We start from the raw sequence: 21,362 nt of genomic DNA on the forward strand, positions 1-21,362 counted from the left end.
TCCGGAGCGGATTGTTCGAGGACGGTTTTCGCATGGACGGCTTTTCCACGACCCCGCCCGCCCGACGCAAGCGATCATTTGCTTCGGGCTGGCGATCGCCGACGATCATCTTGTGGGTACACCAGGGTCAGCGTGCCCTGGGCCACCTTGTTTTTGCGAACCAGGGTGATGTCGTACTCGCCGGGCTCGCGGTCGATGGCGGTAACGGTGACATCGGCGGAGGTCAGATCGACATGATTGGCCAGGAGGATGCCGAGCGGCGTGCTGCCCAGCGGGATATATGTCGTCTGGTTCAACGCGGGGTCGTGATAGACGAGCACGCCATAGCCGGCCACGAGCAGTTCGGGGTCGGGCGGGTCGTATTCGAACCGCATGCGCCCGGGGCGTTGCAGCCAAGCCTTGCCCGTGCGGGTCGAACCGTCCCAGGCGACCTGCAGGAAGTTCGCCGCGAGGCCCTTCTGGTCGTTGAGATAGTCCTGAACCTGGGAGATCAGGCTCTGGTCCGCGGCGCTGAGTTGCATGGGGTTGGTCTGCGCCACCGCAGGGGTGGCGAGACCAAATCCCAATAGCAATGCCGCCAGCATCAGGCGGCGGTTCATGTTTAGCTTAGGCCGCGGCGCGGCGGGTGGCGGCTTCGGTTTTGTTGGCGGAAAGTGCATCAGCCATAATATGCCGCGTTTCGCGCAGGAAAGCAGCCCCCTTCACCGTGCGCTGCACGAGCACGCTACGGCGGTCCGAGGGGTCGACCTTGCGGCGGATGAAATCCAGCTCGGTCAGGCGGTCGAGCGCGCGGGTGATCGCCGGCTTCGACACGTTAAGCTCCTGAGCCAGGCCGCGCACGGTATGTGCGCCGTCGGTGAGGTAGCAGGTCAGGAACACGCCAAGTTGGCGGGCGGAGAGGTCAACCCCGTCCCGGCGGACCAGGGAAACGATCGTGTCCCGAAAAATTCCAACCAACTGGTCAGAGGAGAGCGGCGCAGCAGCCATATTTTATTTGTCCTTAAGAATCGAAAATTCCCGAATGTTGCCGTTACGAACCAGGCGACTGATACGGTAAACGATCAGTACACTATCTGATACCGAAATTCCAATAGCTTCTAACAGAATGGCGTAAAGTTCCTTGTCGGTATTGTTAACGCTGCGTCATTTTTGTGCACCTGCTTGGCTTCTTATCAAATTGATCCAGTACAACCACTAGGCCGTAATAATGAAGCAGACAGAGCGTTTAACAACTCATGTGGGTATAAGAGGCAGTTTTCTAAATCGCGGCTGTGTCAAAAGGTAACATTCTTGCCCGCGAGACATTGTCGCGCATCTAAAATTTGTTGCGAATTTGACAAAAATGCTTAGCGGCCATCTCAAAATGTATGAGCTCAGCGCGCAGTGCGGGAGATTGTCTCCAGCGCGGCGGTGAGCGCCCGCAGGGTTTGCGCCTCACCGCCCTCTGGCCGGCCGGGCCGCGAGGAATCATTCCAGGCATAAACGTCGATATGCGTCCAGGACATATGAGCTGGGACAAAATGTTGCAGGAACAGGGCGGCGGTGATCGCACCGGCGTGGGGCTTGCTGGAGACGTTGCAAAGATCGGCGACCGGGCTGTCGAGCCATGAGGCGTAGCCTTCATGCAGCGGCAGGCGCCAGAATGGATCCGTTGTCGCTTGCCCGGAGTGAAGAAGAATATTCGCCATTTTTTCGTCGTTGCAGAACAATGCTGGCAGATCCGGTCCGAGGGCCACGCGCGCGGCGCCGGTCAGGGTTGCGGCATCGATCAGCCAGTGCGGCGAGGCCTCGGCCGCCTCGGCGAGGAGATCGCACAACACGAGGCGTCCCTCGGCATCGGTATTGCCGATCTCGACAGAGAGGCCGGAGCGCGTGCGCAGCACATCCGAGGGGCGCATGGCGTGGCCGGAAACGCTGTTCTCGACGCAGCCAATTCTTAATTCTAATTGTATCGGTAGATTTAATAACATTGCCGCTTCGGCGACGCTGAGCAGGATTGCAGCGCCACCCATGTCTTTTTTCATACGCAGCATTGCAGAACTTGGTTTCAGGTCATAGCCGCCGGTATCGAAGCAGACGCCTTTGCCGCAAAGTGATACGAACAGCGAGGTCTCGTCAGCATCGCTGCCCCGCCAGCGCAGCACCACCACCTCCGGCGCGCGGGCGGATCCGGCGCCCACGGCGGCCACGGTCGGGTAGCGGGAGGTTAGTGCATCGCCGTTGATACGTTCCGCCTGCGCGCCGTGGCGTGAGGCCAACTGCATCGCCGCGTCGGCCAGTTCGGCCGGGCCGAGCAGGTTCGGGGGGGTGTTGATCAGGTCGCGTGCCAGCGTGGCCGCGCCGGCGAGCACGGCGGCGCGCTTTGGCACGCTGGCGGGGGCCAGAAGGGCAGGGCGGGCTTTGTTGTGCTTCAGCCAGTCGAACCGGTAGGCGCCGAGCAGGAAACCGAGTGCGGCGTCTTCAGAGGAATAATTGCCTGTGGTGATGCTCCACACGCTGCCGGAGGGAAGGCCGTAAGCAGCGGCGCCGAAGCCGTGCAGGGCAGGGGCCTCGCCCAGCCCAACCAGGGCGCGCGCCGCGTTGCCGGTGGCATCGGCCAGCAGCAGGATCTGCCCGGTCGCAGCGGTGAAGTTCTGCAGCGGCGCGGCGCGGGCGGCATCCGGGAATTCGTGCAGCAGCGCCGCCAGACCATCGGGCCGTACGCCGTGCAGCGGCAGGCCCGCTATGTCCGTATCAACCGCCAGTCCCGCGATGTGTCCGCTCATCCTCAGCCTCCTGATCGCGGCGGGCCTTATATCATAACGCGTTACCCGTCACTTGACCGCAAACAACAAAAGGCCAGCGGCACCGTCCCGCTGGCCTGGTAGATGATCTGGCTTGCGTCAGGCTTAGTGGAGACGTTCGATGCCGACGGCGGCAACGCGGCCTTCACGCTGTTGAAGGGCGAAACGCACTCGTTCACCTTCGTTCAGCTTGCGTAGCCCGGCGTGCTGCACGGCGCTGATATGTACGAAAATATCATTTCCCCCCGTGTCCGGGGCGATGAAGCCGTAGCCCTTGCCGGGGTTGAACCACTTCACAATTCCAGTAAGCGCGCCTTCGGCGCACTTTTGGTCTTCCTGCATCGTTCCCATTTCGACACCTTTCTTGGTCCGGTTGGTCCGGACATACTCAAAATCCGCCGGCAATGGCTGCCGGCGGATTCAATTTATGCGTAATGGATATGATGATCAATTAAAAGACGTGCTGCGGCGCAGCGGAAAATTGCCAATACGGCAGACGGAGCCTGTTATCGTAATAGCTGCAGCGATGCGGCAGTTTACGCCGCGTCCTCGCGCTTGTCGCGCACGCGCACATAGGCGATGGCGGCGTGCTCCTCGCAATAGGGTTTGCCGGTCGCGGCGGCGGCATTGCAGAAATGGAAGCTCGGCTTGCCGGGCTCCCCGATCGGCCAGCAGCACGGCGTGGCGCGCGGACTGCTGGACTTGGCAGCCGGCATGATGGCGCGCAGGACCGGCACCGGTGCGCCGATGGACGCGGTGAGCGGCGGCAGCGTCGGGCCCTGGGCGCGCTTGGGCGCGGCCGGGCGTGGCGTGGCCGCGCCCTCAAGACGGCGGATCGGCGAGGGGCGGGCAGGCAGGTTCAGCCGGTGAGCCTTGCCGACCACGGCGTTCTTGGAAATGTTCAAACGGCGCCCGATTTCGGCGGTCGAAAGCCCTTCGGCCCAAAGCGTCCTGAGCTTGGCGATTGTCTCGTCAGTCCACTCCATATCGTGGGTCCTCCTCTTGCTGCTACCAGATACAGTAGAGGGGAGGGGTATTCCTCGCAATATCTAGGGCGGTTCGCCCGAGTCCTTTTCTGTGGAAAACTAAACTTTCGTGGAGCGCTACTTCACCGCCTCGCCGGGGAAGGTACCCCAGAAATCCGCGCGCGCCAGATAGCCTGTCTCGTGCCCGGTGGAAACCTTGCAGAAGTCGGACCCGCCATCGCAGCGGAGCAATGCGCCGCTGACCCCTTGGTTGAGATAGGCTACCACACCGGCGCTGGGGGTTGGGTCGGCACGCAGCACGGCCTGCGTGGCGGTTACGTAGAAGCTCCTGCGGGCGCGGAGGGTCGCCTCATGCACCCAGCCGGTGCCGCCATCCGGGGCCAGGAGCTGACGCCAGACATCGAACTCGCCGATGATCTCCACGGGCAGGCCATCGCGCTGGTACACCCAGTTCACCGGGTACTGGAAGCCCGGCCCGGCGCGGAAATTCACCTGGTCCGAGCGCAGCGAGACGAATCGCGGCACTGGCAGCATGGTCACCTGGCCAAGCGCGGGCCCGGGGCCCTGACCTGGGTCCGGCGCCGCGGCGCAGAGCAGCAGGAGCGGGAAAATCAGCCACAGACGGCGCATGCGGGGTCCTTTTTGAGCTTGATCTTGCGGAATTCCGCGTCCAGCGCGTTCCAGATCAGCAGCCAGCCGGACATCGACCGGCCGATGCCGGTGATCTCCTTGATCACTTCGGTTGCCTGGAGCGTACCCATCACGCCGGTAACGGCACCCAGCACCCCGGCCTCGGAGCATGGTGGCACGAGCCCTTCCGGCGGTGGCTCAGGGTAGAGGCAGCGGTAGCACGGGCCGCCTTCGTGCGGCTTGAAGGTGGAGAGCTGGCCCTCGAAGCGCAGCACGGCGGCGCTGACCAGCGTCTTGCGCGCGGCTACGCTGGCATCGGCGAGTAGGAAGCGCGTGGCGAAATTATCCGTGCCGTCGCAGACGATGTCATAGCCCCCGACCAGTTCGGCCGCGTTGGAGGCGTCCAGCCGGGTCTGGTGCTGCACCACACTTACCAGCGGGTTGATCCGGGCCAGCGCCTCGGCGCCGGAAGCGGTTTTCGCCCGGCCCAGGTTGGCCACGCCATGCATGATCTGCCGTTGCAGGTTGGAAAGCTCGACCACGTCGGCATCCACCAGCCCAATGGTGCCCACCCCGGCGGCGGCCAGGTACAGGGCCAGGGGCGAGCCGAGCCCGCCCGCTCCTACCACCAGCACACGGGCCGATTTCAGCCTCGCCTGGCCGGTGCCGCCCAGCTCGCGCAGCAGAATATGCCGCGAGTAGCGCTGTATTTCGTTTTCAGAGAGGTTAAATTCCATTATTCGCACTATATAATGTGCAGGGCACGGGGCCAAATCCTGGCAAACCACTTCACGCCCCGTGTCAATGTGTAATACAAGCAAGGTCGAGGGATCTGCTCCAATCCTGGGGTGGCGTCTGGCCGTACAAGGTTTTTGTTAATGAAGGCTATCAACGCCATCCGCATGGGTGGCATGGAAATTCTTCCTCTGGTGGAGGGCGGCAAGGGGGTCGCGGTGTCCAACGGCGTGACCGCCGGGCACTGGGCCGCCAGCGGCGGCGCCGGAACGTTCTCGGCTGTCAACGCCGACAGCTACGACAAGGACGGCAAGATCATCCCGCAGATCTACCGCGGCAAGACCCGGCGCGACCGCCATGAGGAACTGATCGCCTACGGAATCGAGGGCGGCGTGGCCCAGGCCCAGCGCGCCTGGGATATTTCCGGCGGCAAGGGGCGCATCCACACCAACATCCTGTGGGAGATGGGCGGTGCCGAGCGCATCATCACCGGGATCCTGGAGCGCACCAAGGGCATCGTGAACGGCATCACCTGCGGCGCGGGCATGCCGTATCGCCTCGCCGATATCGCGGCCAAGTTCAACGTGCATTACTACCCCATCGTCTCCTCCAGCCGCGCCTTCTCGGCGCTGTGGAAGCGCGCCTACTCCAAGGTTTCGCATCTGCTCGGCGGCGTGGTGTACGAGGACCCGTGGCTCGCCGGCGGGCATAACGGGCTGTCCAACTCGGAAGACCCGAACAAGCCGGAATCCCCGTTTCCCCGGCTGGTGGCGCTGCGCAAGGTGATGCGCGAGTTCGGCCTCGGCGAGACGCCGATCATCATGGCTGGCGGCGTCTGGGCGCTGGAGGAGTGGCAGGATTACATCGGCAACCCGGAAATCGGGCCGATCGCCTTCCAGTTCGGCACCCGCCCGCTGCTGACCAAGGAAAGCCCGATCCCGCAGAGCTGGAAGGAGCGGTTGCTCACCCTGAAGCCGGGCGACGTGTTCCTCAACCGCTTCTCGCCGACCGGGTTCTATTCCTCTGCGGTGAACAACCCGTTCATCCAGGAGCTGCGCGCCCGCAATGAGCGGCAGGTGGCCTATTCGCCCGAACCCGTGGGCGAGCACGTGGTGCAGTACGGCGTCGGCGCCCGCAAGCGCTCGGTCTATCTCACCGCGCCGGATTACGCGCGGGTGAGGGACTGGGAAGAGGCCGGATTCACCGAAGCCCTGCGCACCCCCGACTCGACGCTGATCTTCGTCAGTCCGGAGAAGGCCGACGAAATCCACGAGGACCAGGTTGCCTGCATGGGCTGCCTCAGCCAGTGCCGCTTCTCCAACTGGTCCCAGGAGCCGCCGGCTTACGACAACGGCAAGAAGGCCGATCCGCGCAGCTTCTGCATCCAGAAAACCCTGCAGAACATCGCCCACGCCGCACCTGACGACGAGGCGGCACTGGACAACAACCTGATGTTCGCCGGGCATAACGCGCACCGCTTCGCCACCGACCCGTTCTACTCGAACGGTTTCATCCCCACGGTGAAGGAGCTGGTGGAGCGGATACTCACTGGCAAGTAACGGCTTGGCGGGGCGGGATTTTCCCTCCCCGCGTTCCGGATGACTCGGCTACACTGCGGCTCCAATCCCGAGTCGCAGGAGGATTCCCTTGACTAGCATTTCCGAACAGACCCGCCCCTATGTCATCGTGCTGGGGAATGAGAAGGGCGGTTCGGGCAAATCCACCACCTCCATCCACATCATCGTCGCCCTACTGCGCGATGGCTACCGTGTTGGCGCCATGGACCTGGACGCCCGCCAGGGCACGCTCGCCGGCACGCTGGCGGCGCGGCGCAACTTCGTCCAGGTCAAGGGAATCACGCTGCCGCTGCCGGAATTCCGCCCGGTGCACCGCTCCACGCTCGACAACCGGCTGGAGGTGGAGGCCGAGGAACAAGAGCGTTTCGAAGCTGCCTTCGGGGAGTTGCGCAGGGCGGGGGCGGAGGTCATCGTCATTGACTGCCCGGGTGCAGATACGCATCTCTCCCGGCTCGGCCATTCCCACGCCGATACGCTGATCACCCCGATCAATGACAGCTTCGTCGATTTCTCCATGCTGGCGAAGGTCGATCCGGACAACCACGACATCGTCAACCCTAGCATCTATTCCGAGATGGTGTGGGAGGCGCGCAAGCAGCGCTTCATGCGCGACCGCGGCAAGATCGACTGGATTGTGATGCGCAACCGGCTCGCGGCATCCGAGGCGCGCAACAAACGCGATGTCGGCGAGCGGCTGGATGCGCTGGCCAAGCGCATTGGCTTTCGCACCCAGAAGGGATTTGGCGAGCGCGTGATCTTCCGCGAGCTGTACCTGCATGGGCTGACCCTGATGGATGTGAAGGAGGCGAATATCGGCATCGCCATGGGGCTTTCGCATGTCGCCGCCCGCAACGAGGTTCGTGCTCTGGTCAGCGCCATCAAGCTGCCGCCGCGCAGGATGAGCATGGTGGCCTGAGCCCACCCGCCTGTCTTCTAACGGGTTGTTAGAAACATGTTATCCCGGGCGTCGCCCCGCGGCAGGGCTTGCATTCCGCGTCAAATCGTCCAATTAGAGCCCTGTATCCGAGAAGGGCTTTAAAAATGGTGAGTGTTTTCCTGGTCGGAGCCGGACCTGGAGATCCTGATCTGCTCACGGTGAAGGCGTTGCGCCTTCTGCGGGAGGCGGATGTTGTGCTGCATGACAGCCTCGTCGGGGAAAAAATTCTGGAGCTTGTCTCTAACGGAGCAAGGCTTGTCGATGTCGGCAAGCGCTGTGGAAAAACCTCCGCCGCGCAGGCAGAAATCTGCCGGCTGCTGGTGCGGGAGGCGCAGGCAGGCCGGCGCGTGGTGCGGCTGAAGGGCGGCGACCCGATGGTGTTCGGCCGCGCGACCGAGGAGATGGACGCGCTGCGCGAGGCGGGGATCGCCTTTGAGGTGGTCCCTGGCATTACCGCCGCCACAGCCGCTGCGTCGGCGCTGCAAATTTCACTGACCCGGCGGGAGGTGGCGCGCTCAGTGCATTTCCTTACCGGGCATGGCGCGGCGGGCGGGCTGCCGGAGCATGACTGGGTGGCGCTGGCCCGTGGCGGCGGCACTCTGGCCGTGTACATGGGAGCACAGACCTTGCCGGGGCTGGCGGCGCATCTGATTGAGGCCGGGATGGCCCCCGAGATGCCGGCTTTGGCGGTGGAAAGTGCCGCTTTGCCTGGGCAGCGCGTGCTGCGCGGCACGTTGGGCGCCTTGCCGCGCCTGCTTGCGGCGGCGGCACCCTCCGGTCCGGTGTTGCTGCTGATCGGCCAGGCGCTGGAGGACGACGCGGTGGCGCAAGGCGCGCTGGCTGCGGCTGTGGCCGGATAGCTTAATGTCGGCAACCAAGTCTTAAATATTCTTCAGCATAAGTCCTTTGATGCTCGCCAGGGAGCATTGGGGGGCTATGCGTGAAAAATCTGCCGATCATCGTGAAGTTTCTGGCCGGGTTGGGCTTTTTTGGCCTGGTTGCCGCGGCGGCCACCTTGTTCGCAACCACGGAGATGCACCGCCTCAGCCAGCAAGCGGCGGAACTGAACCGCACGGTGGTGCTGGCCTCGACGGACCTGGCGGTCGCCAGCAGCGCGATGGAATCCTGGCGGGGGGCAATGGAATCGGCGCTTATCGCAGATGATCCGGATGACCGAAACGCCGCCGAGGCCGAGATGGACGCGGCGATAAAGGCGTTCGACACGAACATGAATGCCGCCAAGGCGCTGGCGCCGGCGCATGCCCCTGAAATGCAGGTGGTGCTCCAGGGCGGCGATGATTTGTTCGACGATGTATGCGCCAAGACGGTGAGTATGGCTGAGACCTGGTCCTCCGTGGAGCAGAATCAGGCGGGGCAGCAGGAATTCAACGCGAACTGCCAGTCGGAGATCCTGCCCATGGCCGACGCGGTGGGGAACCTCCGGGTGGCGCTGTCGCGGGACGCGCAGGCATCCTTCGCGGCGCTGGCGGCGCAGACCAAAACCTCGGTGATCGAAACCGATGTGCTGATGCTGGGAGGCTTCGCTCTGGCGCTGATGGTCATGTATTTCGGGATCAGCGCCTCGGTGGTGGCGCCTCTGCGCGGCCTGCACCGCACCATGGAGCGGCTGGCGCAGGGCGACTTCAGTGTGGAGATCGACGCTGACCGGCGCGACGAGATCGGCCGGATGGCACGGACGCTGCTGGTGTTCAAGGAAAACGCGCAGGAGAAGCAGCGTGCAGACGCGGCTGCCGCCAGCGCGGCGGCGGCCCTGAACGCCGAGCGCGAGCAAGCCCGTGCCGCGACCGAGGAGGCGGCGGCGACCCAGGCTGTGGTCATGGACAATCTGGCGGCGGGGCTGGAGCGGCTCGCAGCCGGGGAACTGCTGTTCCGGCTGCATGCGGCCTTCGCGCCCGCGTATGAAAAGCTGCGGGCGGACTTCAACGCGACCGTCGAGAGCCTGGAGCGGACCATGCAGTCCGTGGCGGCGAACGCGCAGGGTGTGAGGTCGGGGGCCGCCGAGATCACGCAGAGCTCGGATGATTTGTCGCGGCGGACGGAGCAGCAGGCGGCGAGCCTGGAGCAGACGGCGGCGGCGCTGGACCAAATTACTGCCACGGTGCGCAAGACCGCCGAGGGCGCCAACGAGGCGCGGAACGTGGTGCAGGCGGCGAAGGCAGATGCTGAGCGCTCTGGCTCCGTGGTAAGCGAGACGGTCGCGGCGATGAGCGGGATCGAGGCCTCGTCGAAGCGGATCGCAAACATCATTGGCGTGATCGACGAAATTGCCTTCCAGACCAATCTGCTGGCGCTGAATGCCGGGGTGGAAGCCGCGCGTGCCGGAGATGCCGGGCGGGGCTTCGCCGTGGTGGCGACCGAGGTGCGCGCGCTGGCACAGCGTTCGGCGGATGCTGCGAAGGAGATCAAGGCGCTGATCGAGGCGTCCGGCAGCGAGGTTGAGGCTGGGGTGAAGCTGGTAGGCGAAACCGGCCGGGCGCTGACACGAATTGTGCAGCAGGTCGAGCGGCTTAACGTGCTGGTGAGCGACATCGCGGGTTCGGCACAGGAGCAGGCTGCCGGGCTGAACCAGGTGAATTCGGCGGTGAACCAGATGGACCAGGTGACGCAGCAGAATGCCGCGATGGTAGAGGAAAGCACAGCGGCGAGCCATGCTTTGGCCGAGGAGGCGGAGGCGCTGGCGCATCTCGTCGGGCATTTCCGCCTTGGTGAGGCGGCTGCGCGCCAGCCGGAAGAGAGAGTGGTGCGCAGCCGCATGGCAAAGGCCGCGCCCATGGCGCCGGTGGGCAAGTTTGTTGCTGTTCCACAAGGCGCGGCAGATGGCTGGGCCGAATTCTGATCATGCGTTGTTAGCGAAGCATTATGCATTATCCGCGAAAGTTTCATCCATGACAGATGCTCTTGAATTGCCCGCGGTGCTTGATCTCGTGGCCGCCCATGGATTGCTCGAAGCCTTTACCGCCCGGCGCGGACAGGTGCTGACAGTGGAAGCGGGCGCGGTCCAGCGGCTGGGGGCGCAATGTTTGCAGATCCTGCTGGCGGCGCGCGCCGCTTGGGCGGCGGATGGGCTGGAGTTGCGGCTGGAAAACCCATCGCCTGAGTTTTCCGCTGCGTTGGAATTGATGGGCGTGACGCCTGACGGATTGGCGCATCACGCATTGACGCAAGACAAGGAGTTGGCCGCATGACCACGACGGTACTGACAGTGGATGATTCCCGGGCGATGCGGGACATGTTGCGGCACTCGCTGGTGGCGGCTGGGTTCCGCGTGTTGCAGGCGGAGGACGGCGTGCATGGGCTCGAGGTTCTGGGCGCCGAAACGCCGGATGTAATCGTGACCGACATCAACATGCCGCGCATGGATGGGTTTGGCTTTATCGAAGCCGTGCGCAAGGATGAGACAAACCGCGCAGTGCCGGTGCTGGTGCTGACCACCGAGGTGGACGCGGAGAAAAAAAGCCGGGCGAGGAAAGCGGGTGCCACGGGTTGGATCGTGAAACCGTTCGATCCGGTGAAGCTGGTTGAGGCCATTCGCCGCGTCGCGGCCTGAAAAGGGAGGGTGCCATGGAAGACCCGATGGAGGAAATCAGGGCGACGTTTTTCCAGGAATGCGAGGAACAGCTCGCGGCGCTTGAAGCCGGACTGACCGACATGCAGAGCGGTACGGCGGAGGCGGAAACCGTGAACGCCGTGTTCCGCGCCGTGCATTCGATGAAGGGCGGGGCGGGGATTTTCTCGCTCGATGCGCTGGTGCGCTTCGCACATGTGTTCGAGACCGCGCTGGACAAGGTGCGCTCTGGCGAATTAGCGGCGACGCCGGCTGTAGTGGGGGCTTTCCTGCGCGCTGCTGATGTGCTGGCGGATGTGGTGCGTGCGGCGCAGGATGGCGGCAGCGTGGATGAGGCGCGTACCGCAGGTCTGGTGGCGGAACTAGAGCATATCAACAATCCCGGTGGGGCGCCTGCTGCGGAACCGGCTGCAACGGTGGGCACCGCGCCAGAGAATGGCGGCGGTGCATGGGACATTGTGTTTACGCCGCGTTGGGAGATGTACGCCAAGGCGAATGAGGCGGCATTGCTTTTGCGCGAACTGGGGCGGCTGGGAACGATGCAGGTGACGCTGGATTCCAGCCGCCTGCCGGAGTTGCACAAGCTGGACCCAGAGGAGGCGTATCTCAGCTGGCGGATTTCGCTGGCGGCGGATTGCGATGAGGCGACGATCCGTAATGTGTTTGAATTTGTCGAGGATGATTGCGAGTTGCAAGTCACCCGGCACGAGCCGGAGGGCTTTGCGCCGGGTGCGGTGATCACCGGCGATAACGGCTTCAAGTTCGAGTTTTTCGCGCCGGTGCCGTTGGAGGAGGAAGAGCCAACGCCGGTGGTTGAGCCGGTGCATCAGGAGACTCCTTCCGCCGCGCCGAAGCATGCCGCCGTGGATGCGATGGCGGCCAAGGCGGAAAGCGCCACGGCGGTGGGCGCGACCATCCGGGTGGATCTCGACCGTGTGGACCGCATGATCGATCTGGTTGGCGAGTTGGTGATCAACGAGGCGATGCTGAGCCAGCGCGTGCTGGAGGCGGGGATCGCACGCGCCTCCGGCGTAGCCATGGCGTTGGAGGAGTTGGAGCATTTAACACGGGAAATCCAGGACAGCGTGATGGCGATCCGCGCCCAGCCGGTGCGTTCCGTGTTTCAGCGCATGCCGCGCCTGGTGCGCGAGGTGGCGGCGCAAACCGGCAAGCAGGCGCGGCTGGTCACGGAGGGTGAAGGCACGGAAGTGGACAAGACGGTGATCGAGCGTATTGCCGATCCGCTGACGCATATGATCCGCAACGCCATAGACCACGGGCTGGAAACACCTGAAAAGCGCATCGCCGCGGGCAAGCCGGAGGAAGGCACGGTAAAGCTGACGGCGCTGCACCGCTCCGGGCGGATCGTGCTGGAAGTCTCCGACGACGGCGCCGGGATCAACCGCGCCAGGGTGAAGCAGAAGGCGATCGAGAAGGGGGTGATCGCACCCGATGCACAGCTTACCGATGATGAGATCGACAATCTTATCTTCCTGCCAGGGTTTTCCACGGCGGCGAAAGTCTCGGACATTTCCGGCCGCGGCGTGGGTATGGATGTGGTCCGGCAATCGGTGTTGGCGCTGGGCGGGCGGATTTCCATCTCTTCCAGGCCGGGGCTTGGCTCCGCCTTCACATTGTCGCTGCCCCTCACGCTTGCGGTGCTGGATGGCATGGTGGTGTCCACGCGCGAACATACGCTGATCATCCCGCTCGGTGCGATTGTCGAGACATTGAAGCCGCGTGCGCAGGATGTGTTCCCTCTGGACCGGGATACGAACCTGCTGGCGCTGCGCGGTGGTTATGTGCCGATGGTCGATGTGGCACATAACCTGGGCTATTGCGAGGAGCCCCTTGAGCCCGAACAAGGCGTGGCGCTGCTGGTGGAAGGCGAGGGCGGCGTGCGCGCGGTCCTGCTGGTGGATGCCATCCACGGCCAGCGCCAAGTGGTGATCAAGAGCCTGGAGGCGAATTACCGGGCGGTGCCGGGCATCGCTGCCGCCACGGTGATGGGCGATGGGCGCGTGGCGCTGATCCTGGATGTGGATGCAGTGGTGCGCAATGCCCGCAGCGAGAGCGGGCGCGGCGAGGCAGCGGTGATGGAGGCGGGCTGAGACATGACCAATAGCGCGGGCAAGGGCGAGTTGGGCAACCGGGAGCTGATCGCATTCCGTGTCGGCCGGCAGGAATTCTGCATCAATGTGATGATGGTGCGCGAGATCCGTGGCTGGACCGGGGCGACAATGCTGCCGCGTTCGCCACGCTACGTGAAGGGCGTGATCAATCTGCGTGGCGCGGTGCTGCCGATCGTTGATCTCGCGCTAAGGCTGGGCCTGCCGGGCACGGAGCCAACGGCGCGCAACGTGATCATCGTGGTGCAGATCGGGCATCAGCAGATCGGGCTGTTGGTTGACGCCGTGTCTGATATTTTAACGGCGAACGATACGGAGATTCAGGTATCGCCGGATATCGCCTCGGATCTGGTGAAAAATTTCGTCAAGGGGTTGCTGCCGGTCGAGGGGCGGATGATCAGCCTGATCGGGCTTGATAACGTATTGCCCGGCGGAGAACTGGAAGCAGCATGACAGAGCAGCTGGAGGCCACCAGAGCCGCCTTGGTGGAGAATGCGGAGTTCGCCCTGACCGCGCGGGACTTGGCGGTGATTGCAGGAATCATACGGCAAGAGGCTGGCATTTCCCTCTCCGGCGCCAAGGCGAATCTGGTGTATTCCCGGCTGGCCAAGCGGGTGCGCAAGCTGGAGCTGAACAGCTTTGCCGAATATTGCGCCATGGTGGAAAGTGACGACGGCAAACAGGAGCGCGGCGAGATGATCGCGGCGCTAACCACGAATGTGACGCGGTTTTTCCGTGAGCCGCATCATTTCGAGCATCTGCGCGAGCGGGTGCTGCCGGGGCTGGTGGCGCAGGCGCGGGCAGGAGGGCGGGTACGATTGTGGTCGGCGGCATGTTCCTCGGGGCAGGAGCCGTATTCCATCGCGCTGACGCTGCTGAGCGTGATGCCGGATGCGCCGCGCCATGATGTGAAAATATTGGCCACGGATATCGACCCTAACGTGCTGGCCACGGGCGAGGCGGGGATTTACGATGCCGCGGCGCTGGAGCCGGTGCCCGTGGCGCTGCGCAAGGCTTGGTTCTCGCCGCTGAATGATGGCACTGGGTGCCTGCGCGCCAATGACGAGTTGCGGCAGCTGGTGAGCTTCCGCAAGCTGAATCTCATCGGCTCCTGGCCAATGCGGGGTAAATTCCAAGCCATATTCTGCCGCAACGTGGTGATTTATTTCGATGCGAATACGCAGGAGGCGGTGTGGTCACGCATGACGCCGCTGCTGGAAGATAACGGGGCGCTGTATATCGGGCACTCCGAAAGAGTTTCCGGCCCGGCTGAGGCACTGCTCGCCAATGACGGTATCACCACCTATCGCAAGCGCCGCAGCGGAGACAAGAAGTGACGGTGCGGGTGCTGGTTGTTGATGACTCCGCGACGATGCGAGGCGTGATCAGCGCGACGCTGCGGGCTGACCCGGAGATCGTGGTGGTGGGGCAGGCGGCTGATCCGTATGAGGCGCGCCAGCTGATCAAGCAGCTCTCGCCGGATGTGATCACGCTGGACATCGAGATGCCGAACATGGATGGGCTGGCATTTCTCGACAAGATCATGCGGCTGCGGCCCACGCCGGTGATCATGGTCTCCACGCTGACGCAGGCCGGGGCGGAGGTGAATTTGCGGGCGCTGGAAATCGGCGCGTTCGATTGCGTGGCCAAGCCCTCCTCTTACAACCGGGACAGCTTCGAGCAGCTCGCCGAGAAGGTGAAGGCAGCCGCGAAATCCCGCCGCAGGCCGGTATTGGCTCAGCGCGCAGCGGCGCAGCCCGTGGGCAGCTATGCGCCGGATGGACGCCTGGTGGCGATCGGGTCCTCCACCGGCGGGGTGGAGGCGCTGATCACTATCCTCTCGAAATTTCCAGCCAATTGCCCGCCAACCGTGATCAGCCAGCATATGCCGCCGACGTTCACGGCGAGCTTCGCCGCGCGGCTGAATAAATTATCCGCCGCGGAGGTGAGCGAGGCGGTGGATGGCGCGAAGCTGCAAACCGGGCATGTGTACCTGGCGCCGGGCAATGCGCATCTGGAAGTGTCTGGAGGCTATGTGCGGCTGAGCGACGGACCGAAGGTGAACGGCCACCGGCCATCAGTGGATGTGATGTTCCATTCCGTGTTGCGCAGCGTGGGGGCGCGCTCGGTGGGCGTGATTCTCACCGGGCTGGGGCGCGACGGCGCCGAAGGGCTGCTGGCTTTGCGCGAGGCGGGGGCGGAAACGATCGGCCAGGATGAGGCGAGCTGCGTGGTCTATGGCATGCCGCGCGCGGCTTATGAGATTGGCGCGGTGATGCGGCAATTGCCGCTGGAGCGCATCGCGGAGCGCATTCTGCTCAGCACCAATGTCCGCAGCCCGGAGTATGCTGGATGAACCTCATCAGCGGCGCGCCTGCGCAGGAGCAGGAGCGGAAGATCAACATCGTGCAAGGCGAGAATTATGTGGATGACGACCCGCGCACCGTGCTGACCACGATCCTCGGCTCCTGCATCGCCGCCTGCATCTGGGATGGCGTGGCCGGAATCGGCGGGATGAATCATTTTCTGTTGCCCGGTGATGGCAAGCACCGCCAGCCCGGCGGTGATGCGATGCGCTTTGGCGTGCATGCCATGGAGCTGCTGCTGAACGCGCTGCTGCGCCGAGGTGCCCAGAAGAGCCGCATGCAGGCCAAGCTGTTTGGCGGGGCGCGCATGATCAAGGGCTTGACCGATATTGGCGAGATGAACGCACATTTTGCCGAAAGCTTCCTGTGTGAGGAGGGGATCAACCTGGTCGGCGGCAGCCTGCGCGGCGAGCAGGGACGGCGGATCCAGTTCTGGCCCGTCACCGGCCGGGCGCGCCAGGTGCTGCTGGCCAAGGAAACAGAATCCATCCTGCGCGCGGAGTGGGTGCGCCCGCAGATGCCGGCCAGCGCCGGCAATGTCGAATTGTTCTGAATGTTCGCCAGCCGTTAACCAGCGCCGGGCATTTTCAGGCCACAGGCCTTGCTGAAGTGCCAGGCGGGAGAGATAGGATGGATAATAGCCGGAGCTGCGAAGACGAGCGGCACCATGCGCCGCTGAACTCGATATTGGAGGCTCTGGGCGAGGAGTTTCACGAGCTTTGGCAGTTTACCGAGCAGTTGCAGGCCTCTCTTGGCCCGGCTCTGCTGGAGGTGGCCAACAACCCGGAGCACCATCGTGATGTGCAGTCGCTGGACTTGCTAGCGCAGAGGCTGGCGGCTCTGGCGAAATATGTGCGGACCATTGGCCGGCTGCTGCCCGAGGAGTGGAGCGTGAACCCGAACAGCGCGCTCAGCAATGTCACGCTATCGGACCTGCAATACCGGCTGAAGGGCGCGCCTAGGCTGGAAGGGGCCATCCAACAACCCGGCGAATTGGAGATGTTTTAAAGATGGATGGAATGCATCATCGCCATGGCAGCCAGGAGCGGCGCATGGAGTTGCTTTCAGTACGCAGCGGGGCGCAGGAATTCGCCATGGATATCCGCTCCATCCGCGAGATACGTGGCTGGATCGCCTCCACATATCTGCCGCATGCGCCCGGTTTCATCAAAGGCATGATCAATCTGCGTGGCACGGTACTGGTGGTCGTGGATCTGGCCGTGCGGCTCGGCCTGCCGGCGTGGGAGCCGGGGCCGGCCTCGGTGGTGGTGGTGGTGGAGGCCGGGGACAAGGTGGCCGGCCTGCTGGTGGACGCGGTGTGCGACATCATCACCGTAACCGATGACATGCGCCAGCCAATTCCCGAAACCGGCACGGCGGCGCCAAAGGAATTCCTGGAGGGGCTGGTGATGCTGGACAACCGCATTATCAGTGTCATCTCCATCCCGGCGCTGATGCCCGATGCAGAGATGCAGGAGATGGCCGAGGCCGTGTAACCCCGCCGCCAGACATAAAAAAACGGCGCCGAAAGGCGCCGTTTTACGTTTCGTGGGGGCAAGGATTAATCCGCCGCCAGGGCCATCTGCTTGCGGGCAAGCTGCTGGGTCACATAGCCTTCCGTCGCTTCCGCCACCTTTTCCGCATGGTTGGCGAACACATGGTCCGCCCCCTCGAACACGCGGTAATCGATGGCCACGCCCTTCTGCAGGTTGAGCTTGTCCACCAGCTTGCGCACGGAATTTTCGGGCACCAGCTCGTCGGAATCGCCATGGATCATCAGCCCGCCGCAGGGGCAGGGGGCGAGGAAGCCAAAATCGTAATGCGCCGCCGGGGGGGCGACGGAGACCCAGCCGGAGACTTCCGGACGGCGCATGAGCAGCTGCATGCCTACGAAGGCGCCGAAGGAGTAGCCGGCGATCCACAGCCCGCCATGGCCGGGGTTGAGCGACTGCATCCAGTCCAGCGCCGCCGCGGCGTCGTTGATCTCGCCCATGCCGCCGTCAAACTTGCTCTGGCTGCGGCCGACGCCGCGGAAATTGAAGCGCATGACGGAGAAACCCAGGCGCTGGAACACCTGGTACATGGTGTAGGTGATGCGGTTGTTCATGGTGCCGCCGTGCAGCGGGTGCGGGTGGAGCACCAGCGCCAGCGGGGCGCCACGCTCCTTGGCGTGGTGGTAGCGACCCTCAAGGCGGCCTTCCGGGCCGGCAAACATCACTTCAGGCATTCTCTGATTCGTCTTTCATCAACAGCATACGGGAATTCGCTAAAGAAGAGCTTTAGCCGCAAAAACGACCGGCGAGGGCAGATGCCCTTGGCCAGCGGAAAGTTGACCTACCCGGTCCGGATAACTAAATGCTCCTCACAGCTTCGTGGCATTACAAAACGTTTAACGCGGGGTCTCCCCACTGGTCTGCTAATATAGCCTGCTTCTCGCCTGTTTATCCACGGAAATTCGCATGTCCCTTATGTTTTTAACGGAGACGGTCAGGGCGTACCGCGAACGCGACCCGGCGGCACGGTCGAATCTTGAGGTGCTGCTCTGCTATCCGGGCCTGCATGCTGTTGGAATCCATACGGTCGCCAGCTTCTGCTGGCGGCGGGGCTGGCACACGCTGGGGCGGTTTATCTCGCATATCGGCCGGTTCCTTACCGGCATCGAGATCCACCCGGGGGCGAAGCTGGGGCGGCGCTTCCTCATCGACCACGGCATGGGGGTGGTGGTCGGCGAGACCGCCGAGATCGGCGATGACGTGTATATTTACCACCAGGTGACGCTGGGGGGCACCAGTGTGGTTGGGGGCAAGCGGCACCCGAGCATCGGCAATAACGTGATCATCGGCGCCGGGGCCAAGGTTCTGGGGGCGATCGAGATCGGCGACGGGGCGCGGATTGGCGCCAATGCCGTGGTGGTGGCGCCGGTGCCCGCGGGCACCACGGTGGTGGGCATACCGGCGAGGGCGGTGGAGCGGAGCGTGCGGAGCACGCGCTTCGATGCCTATGGCACGCCATGCGATCCCTGCCTGGATCCGCTGTTCCACGAGGTGGAGCTTCTCCGCGCCGAACTGGCCGCGCTGGAAGCCCGGCTCGCCGCCCAGGCGGCGCAGAAATCCAGGACCTGACGGCGATGCTGTACCTGGATGCCAATGCCACCGAGCCGGTGCGCCCAGCCGCGCGTGAGGCCGCGCTGGCGGCGATGAATACGCTCGGCAACCCATCCTCCACCCATGCGGCGGGACGGGCGGCACGCAAGCTGCTCGAAGAGGCGCGGGAGACCGTAGCCCGGCATTGCGGCGCGCGCCCGGCGGATGTGGTGTTCACCTCTGGAGCAACCGAGGCGAATGCGCTGGCAATCCACGCGCTGGGCGGTGGCCGGGCCGTGCTGACCGGCGCTACGGAGCATGACTCCGTCCGCGCTGCGGCACCAGGGGCGGTACCTGTGCCGGTGCTGGAAACCGGCACGCTGGACTTGGCGGCGCTGGAGACGCTGCTGGCGATGCACGCTGACGCGCTGGTCTGCCTGATGGCGGCGAATAACGAGACCGGGGTGCTGCACGACATCGCGGCGGCGGGGCGGCTCTGCGCGGCACATGGGGCGCTGCTGCATGTCGATGCCGTGCAGGCCATCGGCCGTTGCAACCAGGACTGGCTGGGGCTGGGGGCGGCGAGCTTCGCTCTCTCCGGCCATAAATTCGGCGGGGTGATGGGCGCGGGTGCGCTGGTCACGCGCCGGGGGCTGGAGATCAGGCCGCTGACACGCGGCGGCGGGCAGGAGCTGGGGCGGCGCGGCGGCACGCCGGCGCTCCCGGCCATTGCCGGGCTGGCCGTGGCTTTGGGGGAGCCCTACGAGGCCGGGAGAATTGCCGCATGCCGGGATGCGATGGAGGCCGCCTGCGTGGCCACGGGGGCGGTGGTGATGGGCGCGGGGGCGCCGCGCCTGCCTAACACCACCTGCCTCGCTTTGCCCGGCGTGCGGGCGGACACCCAGCTGATCGCGCTGGACATGGCGGGAATCGCGGTTTCCGCCGGTTCGGCCTGTTCCTCCGGCAAGGTCACGGCAAGCCATGTGCTGGCCGCCATGGGCCAGGGCGAGCGGGTGGGGCAGGCGATCCGCGTCTCCCTGCCATGGGACGTGACGGAGGGCGCGGTGGAGACATTTACCGCTGCTTACGCCGCCATGGTGAAACGTACCTTGCGTCCGCAGGCTGCTTCGGCTTAACGACGCCCGGAAATCATCAGGGTCTTATACATGCCGAAAATGACTTTTATCGAACGTAACGGCCAGCCGCGTGAGGTGGAGGCCCCGCTCGGGCTCTCCGTGCTCGAGGTGGCGCACAAGCATGGCGTTGACCTGGAAGGCGCCTGCGAGGGCTCGCTGGCCTGCTCCACCTGCCATGTCATCATCGCGCCGGAGTGGTTCGACAAGCTGAAGTCCCCCTCCGAGGACGAAGAGGACATGCTGGACGTGGCGTTCGGGCTGGAGAAGACCTCCCGCCTCGGCTGCCAGATCGTCATCACCGAGGCGCTGGACGGGCTGACCGTGCGCCTGCCGGCCAGCAAGAAGGCTGGCTGAGATATCATGAAGGTCGTGGTCGCCATGTCCGGCGGGGTCGACAGCTCGGTGGTTGCCGGGCTGATGGCGCGCGCCGGGCATGAGGTGATCGGCGTGACGCTGCAGCTCTACGACCATGGCGCCGCCGTGGGCCGCAAGGGCGCGTGCTGCGCCGGGCAGGACATCCACGACGCCAAGCGCGTCGCGGACCGGCTCGGTATTGCCCATTACGTCATCGACTCGGAGACGCGCTTCCAGCAGAGCGTGATCTCCGCCTTTGCCGACTCCTATGCTGGCGGCCAGACGCCCGTGCCGTGCATCGCCTGCAACCAGCACCTGAAATTTGGGGATCTGCTGGAAATGGCGCGCGAACTGGGGGCCGAAGCGATGGCCACCGGGCATTATGTCCGCCGCCTGGAAGGCCCGGACGGCGCCGAGATGCACAAGGCTGTGGATGAGAGCCGCGATCAGAGCTGGTTCCTGTTCGCCACCACGCGCGAGCAGTTGGAGTTCTGCCGCTTTCCGCTCGGCGATTACGTTTCCAAGGCCGAGGTACGGGAAGTGGCGGCCCAGATGGGGCTGGCCGTGGCGGAAAAACCGGACAGCCAGGATATCTGCTTCGTTCCCTCCGGCTCTTATGCCGGCATTGTCGAGAAATACCGCCCCGATGCGCTCGAGGCTGGCGAGGTGGTGGCGGAAGATGGCCGCGTGCTCGGCCAGCATCAGGGCATCGCCCGCTACACCATCGGCCAGGCCAAGCGACTGCCCGATGCCGCCGCACATATGGTGGTGAAGAAGATCGAACCGGGGACACGGCGCATCGTCGTCGGCCCGCGCGGGGTACAGAGCGCCGAAGTGCGGCTGCGCGACGTGAACTGGCTGGTGGAGCCGCGCGAATTGCACGCGGCGGTGAAGCTGCGGGCGCGCGACACGCTGCACCCGGCGCGCATCGTCCCGGAGGGCAACGGCGCCGTGCTGTACCTGGACGAACCGGCCCTGGCCGCGCCCGGCCAGGCGGCGGTGTTCTATGATGGTTCGCGTGTGCTCGGCGGCGGGTTCATCGTCTGACCAGTGTTTGTTG

At 64.5% G+C, this 21,362-nt stretch carries 25 protein-coding genes; 17 read left to right on the top strand and 8 right to left on the bottom strand.

The genetic code is table 11. The features are described 5' to 3' along the window. Positions 1-74 precede the first annotated feature (74 nt). The 7 genes from ACLPJJ_RS08210 to ACLPJJ_RS08240 all read right to left on the bottom strand — a co-directional run bounded on the left by ACLPJJ_RS08210 (position 75) and on the right by ACLPJJ_RS08240 (position 5,136). Complete coding sequence (locus ACLPJJ_RS08210) at positions 75-599, bottom strand: LolA family protein (protein WP_443590469.1); 525 nt, start codon at positions 597-599, stop codon at positions 75-77. A 7-nt stretch (positions 600-606) separates the two neighbouring features. Continuing rightward, positions 607-987, bottom strand: coding sequence for a MarR family transcriptional regulator (locus ACLPJJ_RS08215; RefSeq protein ID WP_443590470.1), 381 nt, complete (start codon positions 985-987; stop codon positions 607-609). A gap of 386 nt (positions 988-1,373) precedes the next feature. Continuing rightward, positions 1,374-2,765, bottom strand: coding sequence for a leucyl aminopeptidase family protein (locus ACLPJJ_RS08220; RefSeq protein WP_443590471.1), 1,392 nt, complete (start codon positions 2,763-2,765; stop codon positions 1,374-1,376). Between the two features lie 123 nt (positions 2,766-2,888). Then, positions 2,889-3,134: a cold shock domain-containing protein gene (locus tag ACLPJJ_RS08225; RefSeq protein WP_443590503.1), complete on the bottom strand. Its 246-nt coding sequence runs from the start codon at positions 3,132-3,134 to the stop codon at positions 2,889-2,891. A gap of 185 nt (positions 3,135-3,319) precedes the next feature. Beyond that, positions 3,320-3,769, bottom strand: coding sequence for a GcrA family cell cycle regulator (locus ACLPJJ_RS08230; RefSeq protein WP_443590472.1), 450 nt, complete (start codon positions 3,767-3,769; stop codon positions 3,320-3,322). A 117-nt stretch (positions 3,770-3,886) separates the two neighbouring features. Next, the gene (locus ACLPJJ_RS08235; protein WP_443590473.1) at positions 3,887-4,399 is read right to left on the bottom strand and encodes an SH3 domain-containing protein; all 513 of its coding nucleotides are present in this window, start codon (positions 4,397-4,399) and stop codon (positions 3,887-3,889) included. Beyond that, complete coding sequence (locus ACLPJJ_RS08240) at positions 4,381-5,136, bottom strand: HesA/MoeB/ThiF family protein (RefSeq protein WP_443590474.1); 756 nt, start codon at positions 5,134-5,136, stop codon at positions 4,381-4,383. The genes ACLPJJ_RS08235 and ACLPJJ_RS08240 overlap by 19 nt, the downstream gene beginning before the upstream one ends. 141 nt (positions 5,137-5,277) lie before the next feature. Between ACLPJJ_RS08240 and ACLPJJ_RS08245 the strand changes: the two genes are divergently transcribed. The 13 genes from ACLPJJ_RS08245 to ACLPJJ_RS08305 all read left to right on the top strand — a co-directional run bounded on the left by ACLPJJ_RS08245 (position 5,278) and on the right by ACLPJJ_RS08305 (position 17,225). Next, positions 5,278-6,693, top strand: a complete 1,416-nt coding sequence (locus ACLPJJ_RS08245) for an NAD(P)H-dependent flavin oxidoreductase (protein WP_443590475.1) — start codon at positions 5,278-5,280, stop codon at positions 6,691-6,693. A gap of 88 nt (positions 6,694-6,781) precedes the next feature. Beyond that, complete coding sequence (locus ACLPJJ_RS08250; RefSeq protein WP_443590476.1) at positions 6,782-7,627, top strand: division plane positioning ATPase MipZ; 846 nt, start codon at positions 6,782-6,784, stop codon at positions 7,625-7,627. A gap of 125 nt (positions 7,628-7,752) precedes the next feature. Then, positions 7,753-8,508, top strand: a complete 756-nt coding sequence (gene cobA, locus ACLPJJ_RS08255; RefSeq protein WP_443590477.1) for a uroporphyrinogen-III C-methyltransferase — start codon at positions 7,753-7,755, stop codon at positions 8,506-8,508. 80 nt (positions 8,509-8,588) lie between these two features. After that, positions 8,589-10,505 (top strand): methyl-accepting chemotaxis protein, encoded by a 1,917-nt coding sequence (locus tag ACLPJJ_RS08260; RefSeq protein WP_443590478.1) that lies wholly within the window; start codon positions 8,589-8,591, stop codon positions 10,503-10,505. After that, positions 10,486-10,854 carry an STAS domain-containing protein gene (locus ACLPJJ_RS08265; RefSeq protein WP_443590479.1) on the top strand — a complete coding sequence of 123 codons (369 nt, stop codon included), beginning with the start codon at positions 10,486-10,488 and terminating at the stop codon, positions 10,852-10,854. The genes ACLPJJ_RS08260 and ACLPJJ_RS08265 overlap by 20 nt, the downstream gene beginning before the upstream one ends. Next, positions 10,851-11,216: a response regulator gene (locus ACLPJJ_RS08270; protein ID WP_443590480.1), complete on the top strand. Its 366-nt coding sequence runs from the start codon at positions 10,851-10,853 to the stop codon at positions 11,214-11,216. The genes ACLPJJ_RS08265 and ACLPJJ_RS08270 overlap by 4 nt, the downstream gene beginning before the upstream one ends. A gap of 14 nt (positions 11,217-11,230) precedes the next feature. Continuing rightward, positions 11,231-13,345, top strand: a complete 2,115-nt coding sequence (locus ACLPJJ_RS08275; RefSeq protein WP_443590481.1) for a chemotaxis protein CheA — start codon at positions 11,231-11,233, stop codon at positions 13,343-13,345. 3 nt (positions 13,346-13,348) lie between these two features. Then, positions 13,349-13,816 carry a chemotaxis protein CheW gene (locus ACLPJJ_RS08280; RefSeq protein WP_443590482.1) on the top strand — a complete coding sequence of 156 codons (468 nt, stop codon included), beginning with the start codon at positions 13,349-13,351 and terminating at the stop codon, positions 13,814-13,816. Next, positions 13,813-14,700 carry a CheR family methyltransferase gene (locus tag ACLPJJ_RS08285; RefSeq protein ID WP_443590483.1) on the top strand — a complete coding sequence of 296 codons (888 nt, stop codon included), beginning with the start codon at positions 13,813-13,815 and terminating at the stop codon, positions 14,698-14,700. Before ACLPJJ_RS08280 ends, ACLPJJ_RS08285 begins: the two co-directional genes overlap by 4 nt. Beyond that, the gene (locus tag ACLPJJ_RS08290) at positions 14,697-15,719 is read left to right on the top strand and encodes a protein-glutamate methylesterase/protein-glutamine glutaminase (RefSeq protein WP_443590484.1); all 1,023 of its coding nucleotides are present in this window, start codon (positions 14,697-14,699) and stop codon (positions 15,717-15,719) included. The genes ACLPJJ_RS08285 and ACLPJJ_RS08290 overlap by 4 nt, the downstream gene beginning before the upstream one ends. Continuing rightward, positions 15,716-16,282 carry a chemotaxis protein CheD gene (locus ACLPJJ_RS08295; protein ID WP_443590485.1) on the top strand — a complete coding sequence of 189 codons (567 nt, stop codon included), beginning with the start codon at positions 15,716-15,718 and terminating at the stop codon, positions 16,280-16,282. The genes ACLPJJ_RS08290 and ACLPJJ_RS08295 overlap by 4 nt, the downstream gene beginning before the upstream one ends. A gap of 77 nt (positions 16,283-16,359) precedes the next feature. Next, positions 16,360-16,737, top strand: a complete 378-nt coding sequence (locus tag ACLPJJ_RS08300; RefSeq protein WP_443590486.1) for a hypothetical protein — start codon at positions 16,360-16,362, stop codon at positions 16,735-16,737. 44 nt (positions 16,738-16,781) lie between these two features. Next, positions 16,782-17,225 carry a chemotaxis protein CheW gene (locus tag ACLPJJ_RS08305; protein ID WP_443590487.1) on the top strand — a complete coding sequence of 148 codons (444 nt, stop codon included), beginning with the start codon at positions 16,782-16,784 and terminating at the stop codon, positions 17,223-17,225. 65 nt (positions 17,226-17,290) lie between these two features. Here ACLPJJ_RS08305 and ACLPJJ_RS08310 read toward each other — a convergent pair whose 3' ends face one another. Next, positions 17,291-17,956 carry an alpha/beta hydrolase gene (locus ACLPJJ_RS08310; protein WP_443590488.1) on the bottom strand — a complete coding sequence of 222 codons (666 nt, stop codon included), beginning with the start codon at positions 17,954-17,956 and terminating at the stop codon, positions 17,291-17,293. Positions 17,957-18,188: 232 nt separating this feature from the next. Between ACLPJJ_RS08310 and cysE the strand changes: the two genes are divergently transcribed. The 4 genes from cysE to mnmA are packed head-to-tail and all read left to right on the top strand — an operon-like array spanning position 18,189 to position 21,349. Beyond that, on the top strand, positions 18,189-18,851 hold the full coding sequence (gene cysE, locus ACLPJJ_RS08315) for a serine O-acetyltransferase (protein WP_443590489.1): 663 nt from the start codon (positions 18,189-18,191) through the stop codon (positions 18,849-18,851). A 5-nt stretch (positions 18,852-18,856) separates the two neighbouring features. Then, a complete protein-coding gene (locus tag ACLPJJ_RS08320; protein ID WP_443590490.1) occupies positions 18,857-19,948 on the top strand; it encodes a cysteine desulfurase family protein in 1,092 nt (363 codons plus the stop codon). Positions 19,949-19,978: 30 nt separating this feature from the next. After that, the gene (locus tag ACLPJJ_RS08325; protein ID WP_443590491.1) at positions 19,979-20,302 is read left to right on the top strand and encodes a ferredoxin family 2Fe-2S iron-sulfur cluster binding protein; all 324 of its coding nucleotides are present in this window, start codon (positions 19,979-19,981) and stop codon (positions 20,300-20,302) included. Between the two features lie 6 nt (positions 20,303-20,308). Next, complete coding sequence (mnmA, locus tag ACLPJJ_RS08330; protein ID WP_443590492.1) at positions 20,309-21,349, top strand: tRNA 2-thiouridine(34) synthase MnmA; 1,041 nt, start codon at positions 20,309-20,311, stop codon at positions 21,347-21,349. Positions 21,350-21,362: the final 13 nt, after the last annotated feature.

It is taken from the genome of Acidocella sp., assembly GCF_052326845.1.
In the GTDB taxonomy this organism is placed as follows: Bacteria; Pseudomonadota; Alphaproteobacteria; order Acetobacterales; family Acetobacteraceae; genus Acidocella.

Coding starts and splice junctions, on each gene's coding strand:
- ACLPJJ_RS08270 (WP_443590480.1), top strand. CDS start 10,851: ATGACCACGACGGTACTGACAGTGGATGATTCCCGGGCGATGCGGGAC.
- ACLPJJ_RS08310 (WP_443590488.1), bottom strand. CDS start 17,956: ATGCCTGAAGTGATGTTTGCCGGCCCGGAAGGCCGCCTTGAGGGTCGC.
- ACLPJJ_RS08275 (WP_443590481.1), top strand. CDS start 11,231: ATGGAAGACCCGATGGAGGAAATCAGGGCGACGTTTTTCCAGGAATGC.
- ACLPJJ_RS08305 (WP_443590487.1), top strand. CDS start 16,782: ATGGAGTTGCTTTCAGTACGCAGCGGGGCGCAGGAATTCGCCATGGAT.
- ACLPJJ_RS08320 (WP_443590490.1), top strand. CDS start 18,857: ATGCTGTACCTGGATGCCAATGCCACCGAGCCGGTGCGCCCAGCCGCG.
- ACLPJJ_RS08215 (WP_443590470.1), bottom strand. CDS start 987: ATGGCTGCTGCGCCGCTCTCCTCTGACCAGTTGGTTGGAATTTTTCGG.
- ACLPJJ_RS08280 (WP_443590482.1), top strand. CDS start 13,349: ATGACCAATAGCGCGGGCAAGGGCGAGTTGGGCAACCGGGAGCTGATC.
- cobA (WP_443590477.1), top strand. CDS start 7,753: ATGGTGAGTGTTTTCCTGGTCGGAGCCGGACCTGGAGATCCTGATCTG.
- ACLPJJ_RS08295 (WP_443590485.1), top strand. CDS start 15,716: ATGAACCTCATCAGCGGCGCGCCTGCGCAGGAGCAGGAGCGGAAGATC.
- ACLPJJ_RS08245 (WP_443590475.1), top strand. CDS start 5,278: ATGAAGGCTATCAACGCCATCCGCATGGGTGGCATGGAAATTCTTCCT.
- ACLPJJ_RS08300 (WP_443590486.1), top strand. CDS start 16,360: ATGGATAATAGCCGGAGCTGCGAAGACGAGCGGCACCATGCGCCGCTG.
- ACLPJJ_RS08265 (WP_443590479.1), top strand. CDS start 10,486: ATGGCTGGGCCGAATTCTGATCATGCGTTGTTAGCGAAGCATTATGCA.
- ACLPJJ_RS08225 (WP_443590503.1), bottom strand. CDS start 3,134: ATGGGAACGATGCAGGAAGACCAAAAGTGCGCCGAAGGCGCGCTTACT.
- mnmA (WP_443590492.1), top strand. CDS start 20,309: ATGAAGGTCGTGGTCGCCATGTCCGGCGGGGTCGACAGCTCGGTGGTT.
- ACLPJJ_RS08210 (WP_443590469.1), bottom strand. CDS start 599: ATGAACCGCCGCCTGATGCTGGCGGCATTGCTATTGGGATTTGGTCTC.
- ACLPJJ_RS08285 (WP_443590483.1), top strand. CDS start 13,813: ATGACAGAGCAGCTGGAGGCCACCAGAGCCGCCTTGGTGGAGAATGCG.
- ACLPJJ_RS08220 (WP_443590471.1), bottom strand. CDS start 2,765: ATGAGCGGACACATCGCGGGACTGGCGGTTGATACGGACATAGCGGGC.
- ACLPJJ_RS08240 (WP_443590474.1), bottom strand. CDS start 5,136: ATGGAATTTAACCTCTCTGAAAACGAAATACAGCGCTACTCGCGGCAT.
- ACLPJJ_RS08235 (WP_443590473.1), bottom strand. CDS start 4,399: ATGCGCCGTCTGTGGCTGATTTTCCCGCTCCTGCTGCTCTGCGCCGCG.
- cysE (WP_443590489.1), top strand. CDS start 18,189: ATGTCCCTTATGTTTTTAACGGAGACGGTCAGGGCGTACCGCGAACGC.
- ACLPJJ_RS08325 (WP_443590491.1), top strand. CDS start 19,979: ATGCCGAAAATGACTTTTATCGAACGTAACGGCCAGCCGCGTGAGGTG.
- ACLPJJ_RS08230 (WP_443590472.1), bottom strand. CDS start 3,769: ATGGAGTGGACTGACGAGACAATCGCCAAGCTCAGGACGCTTTGGGCC.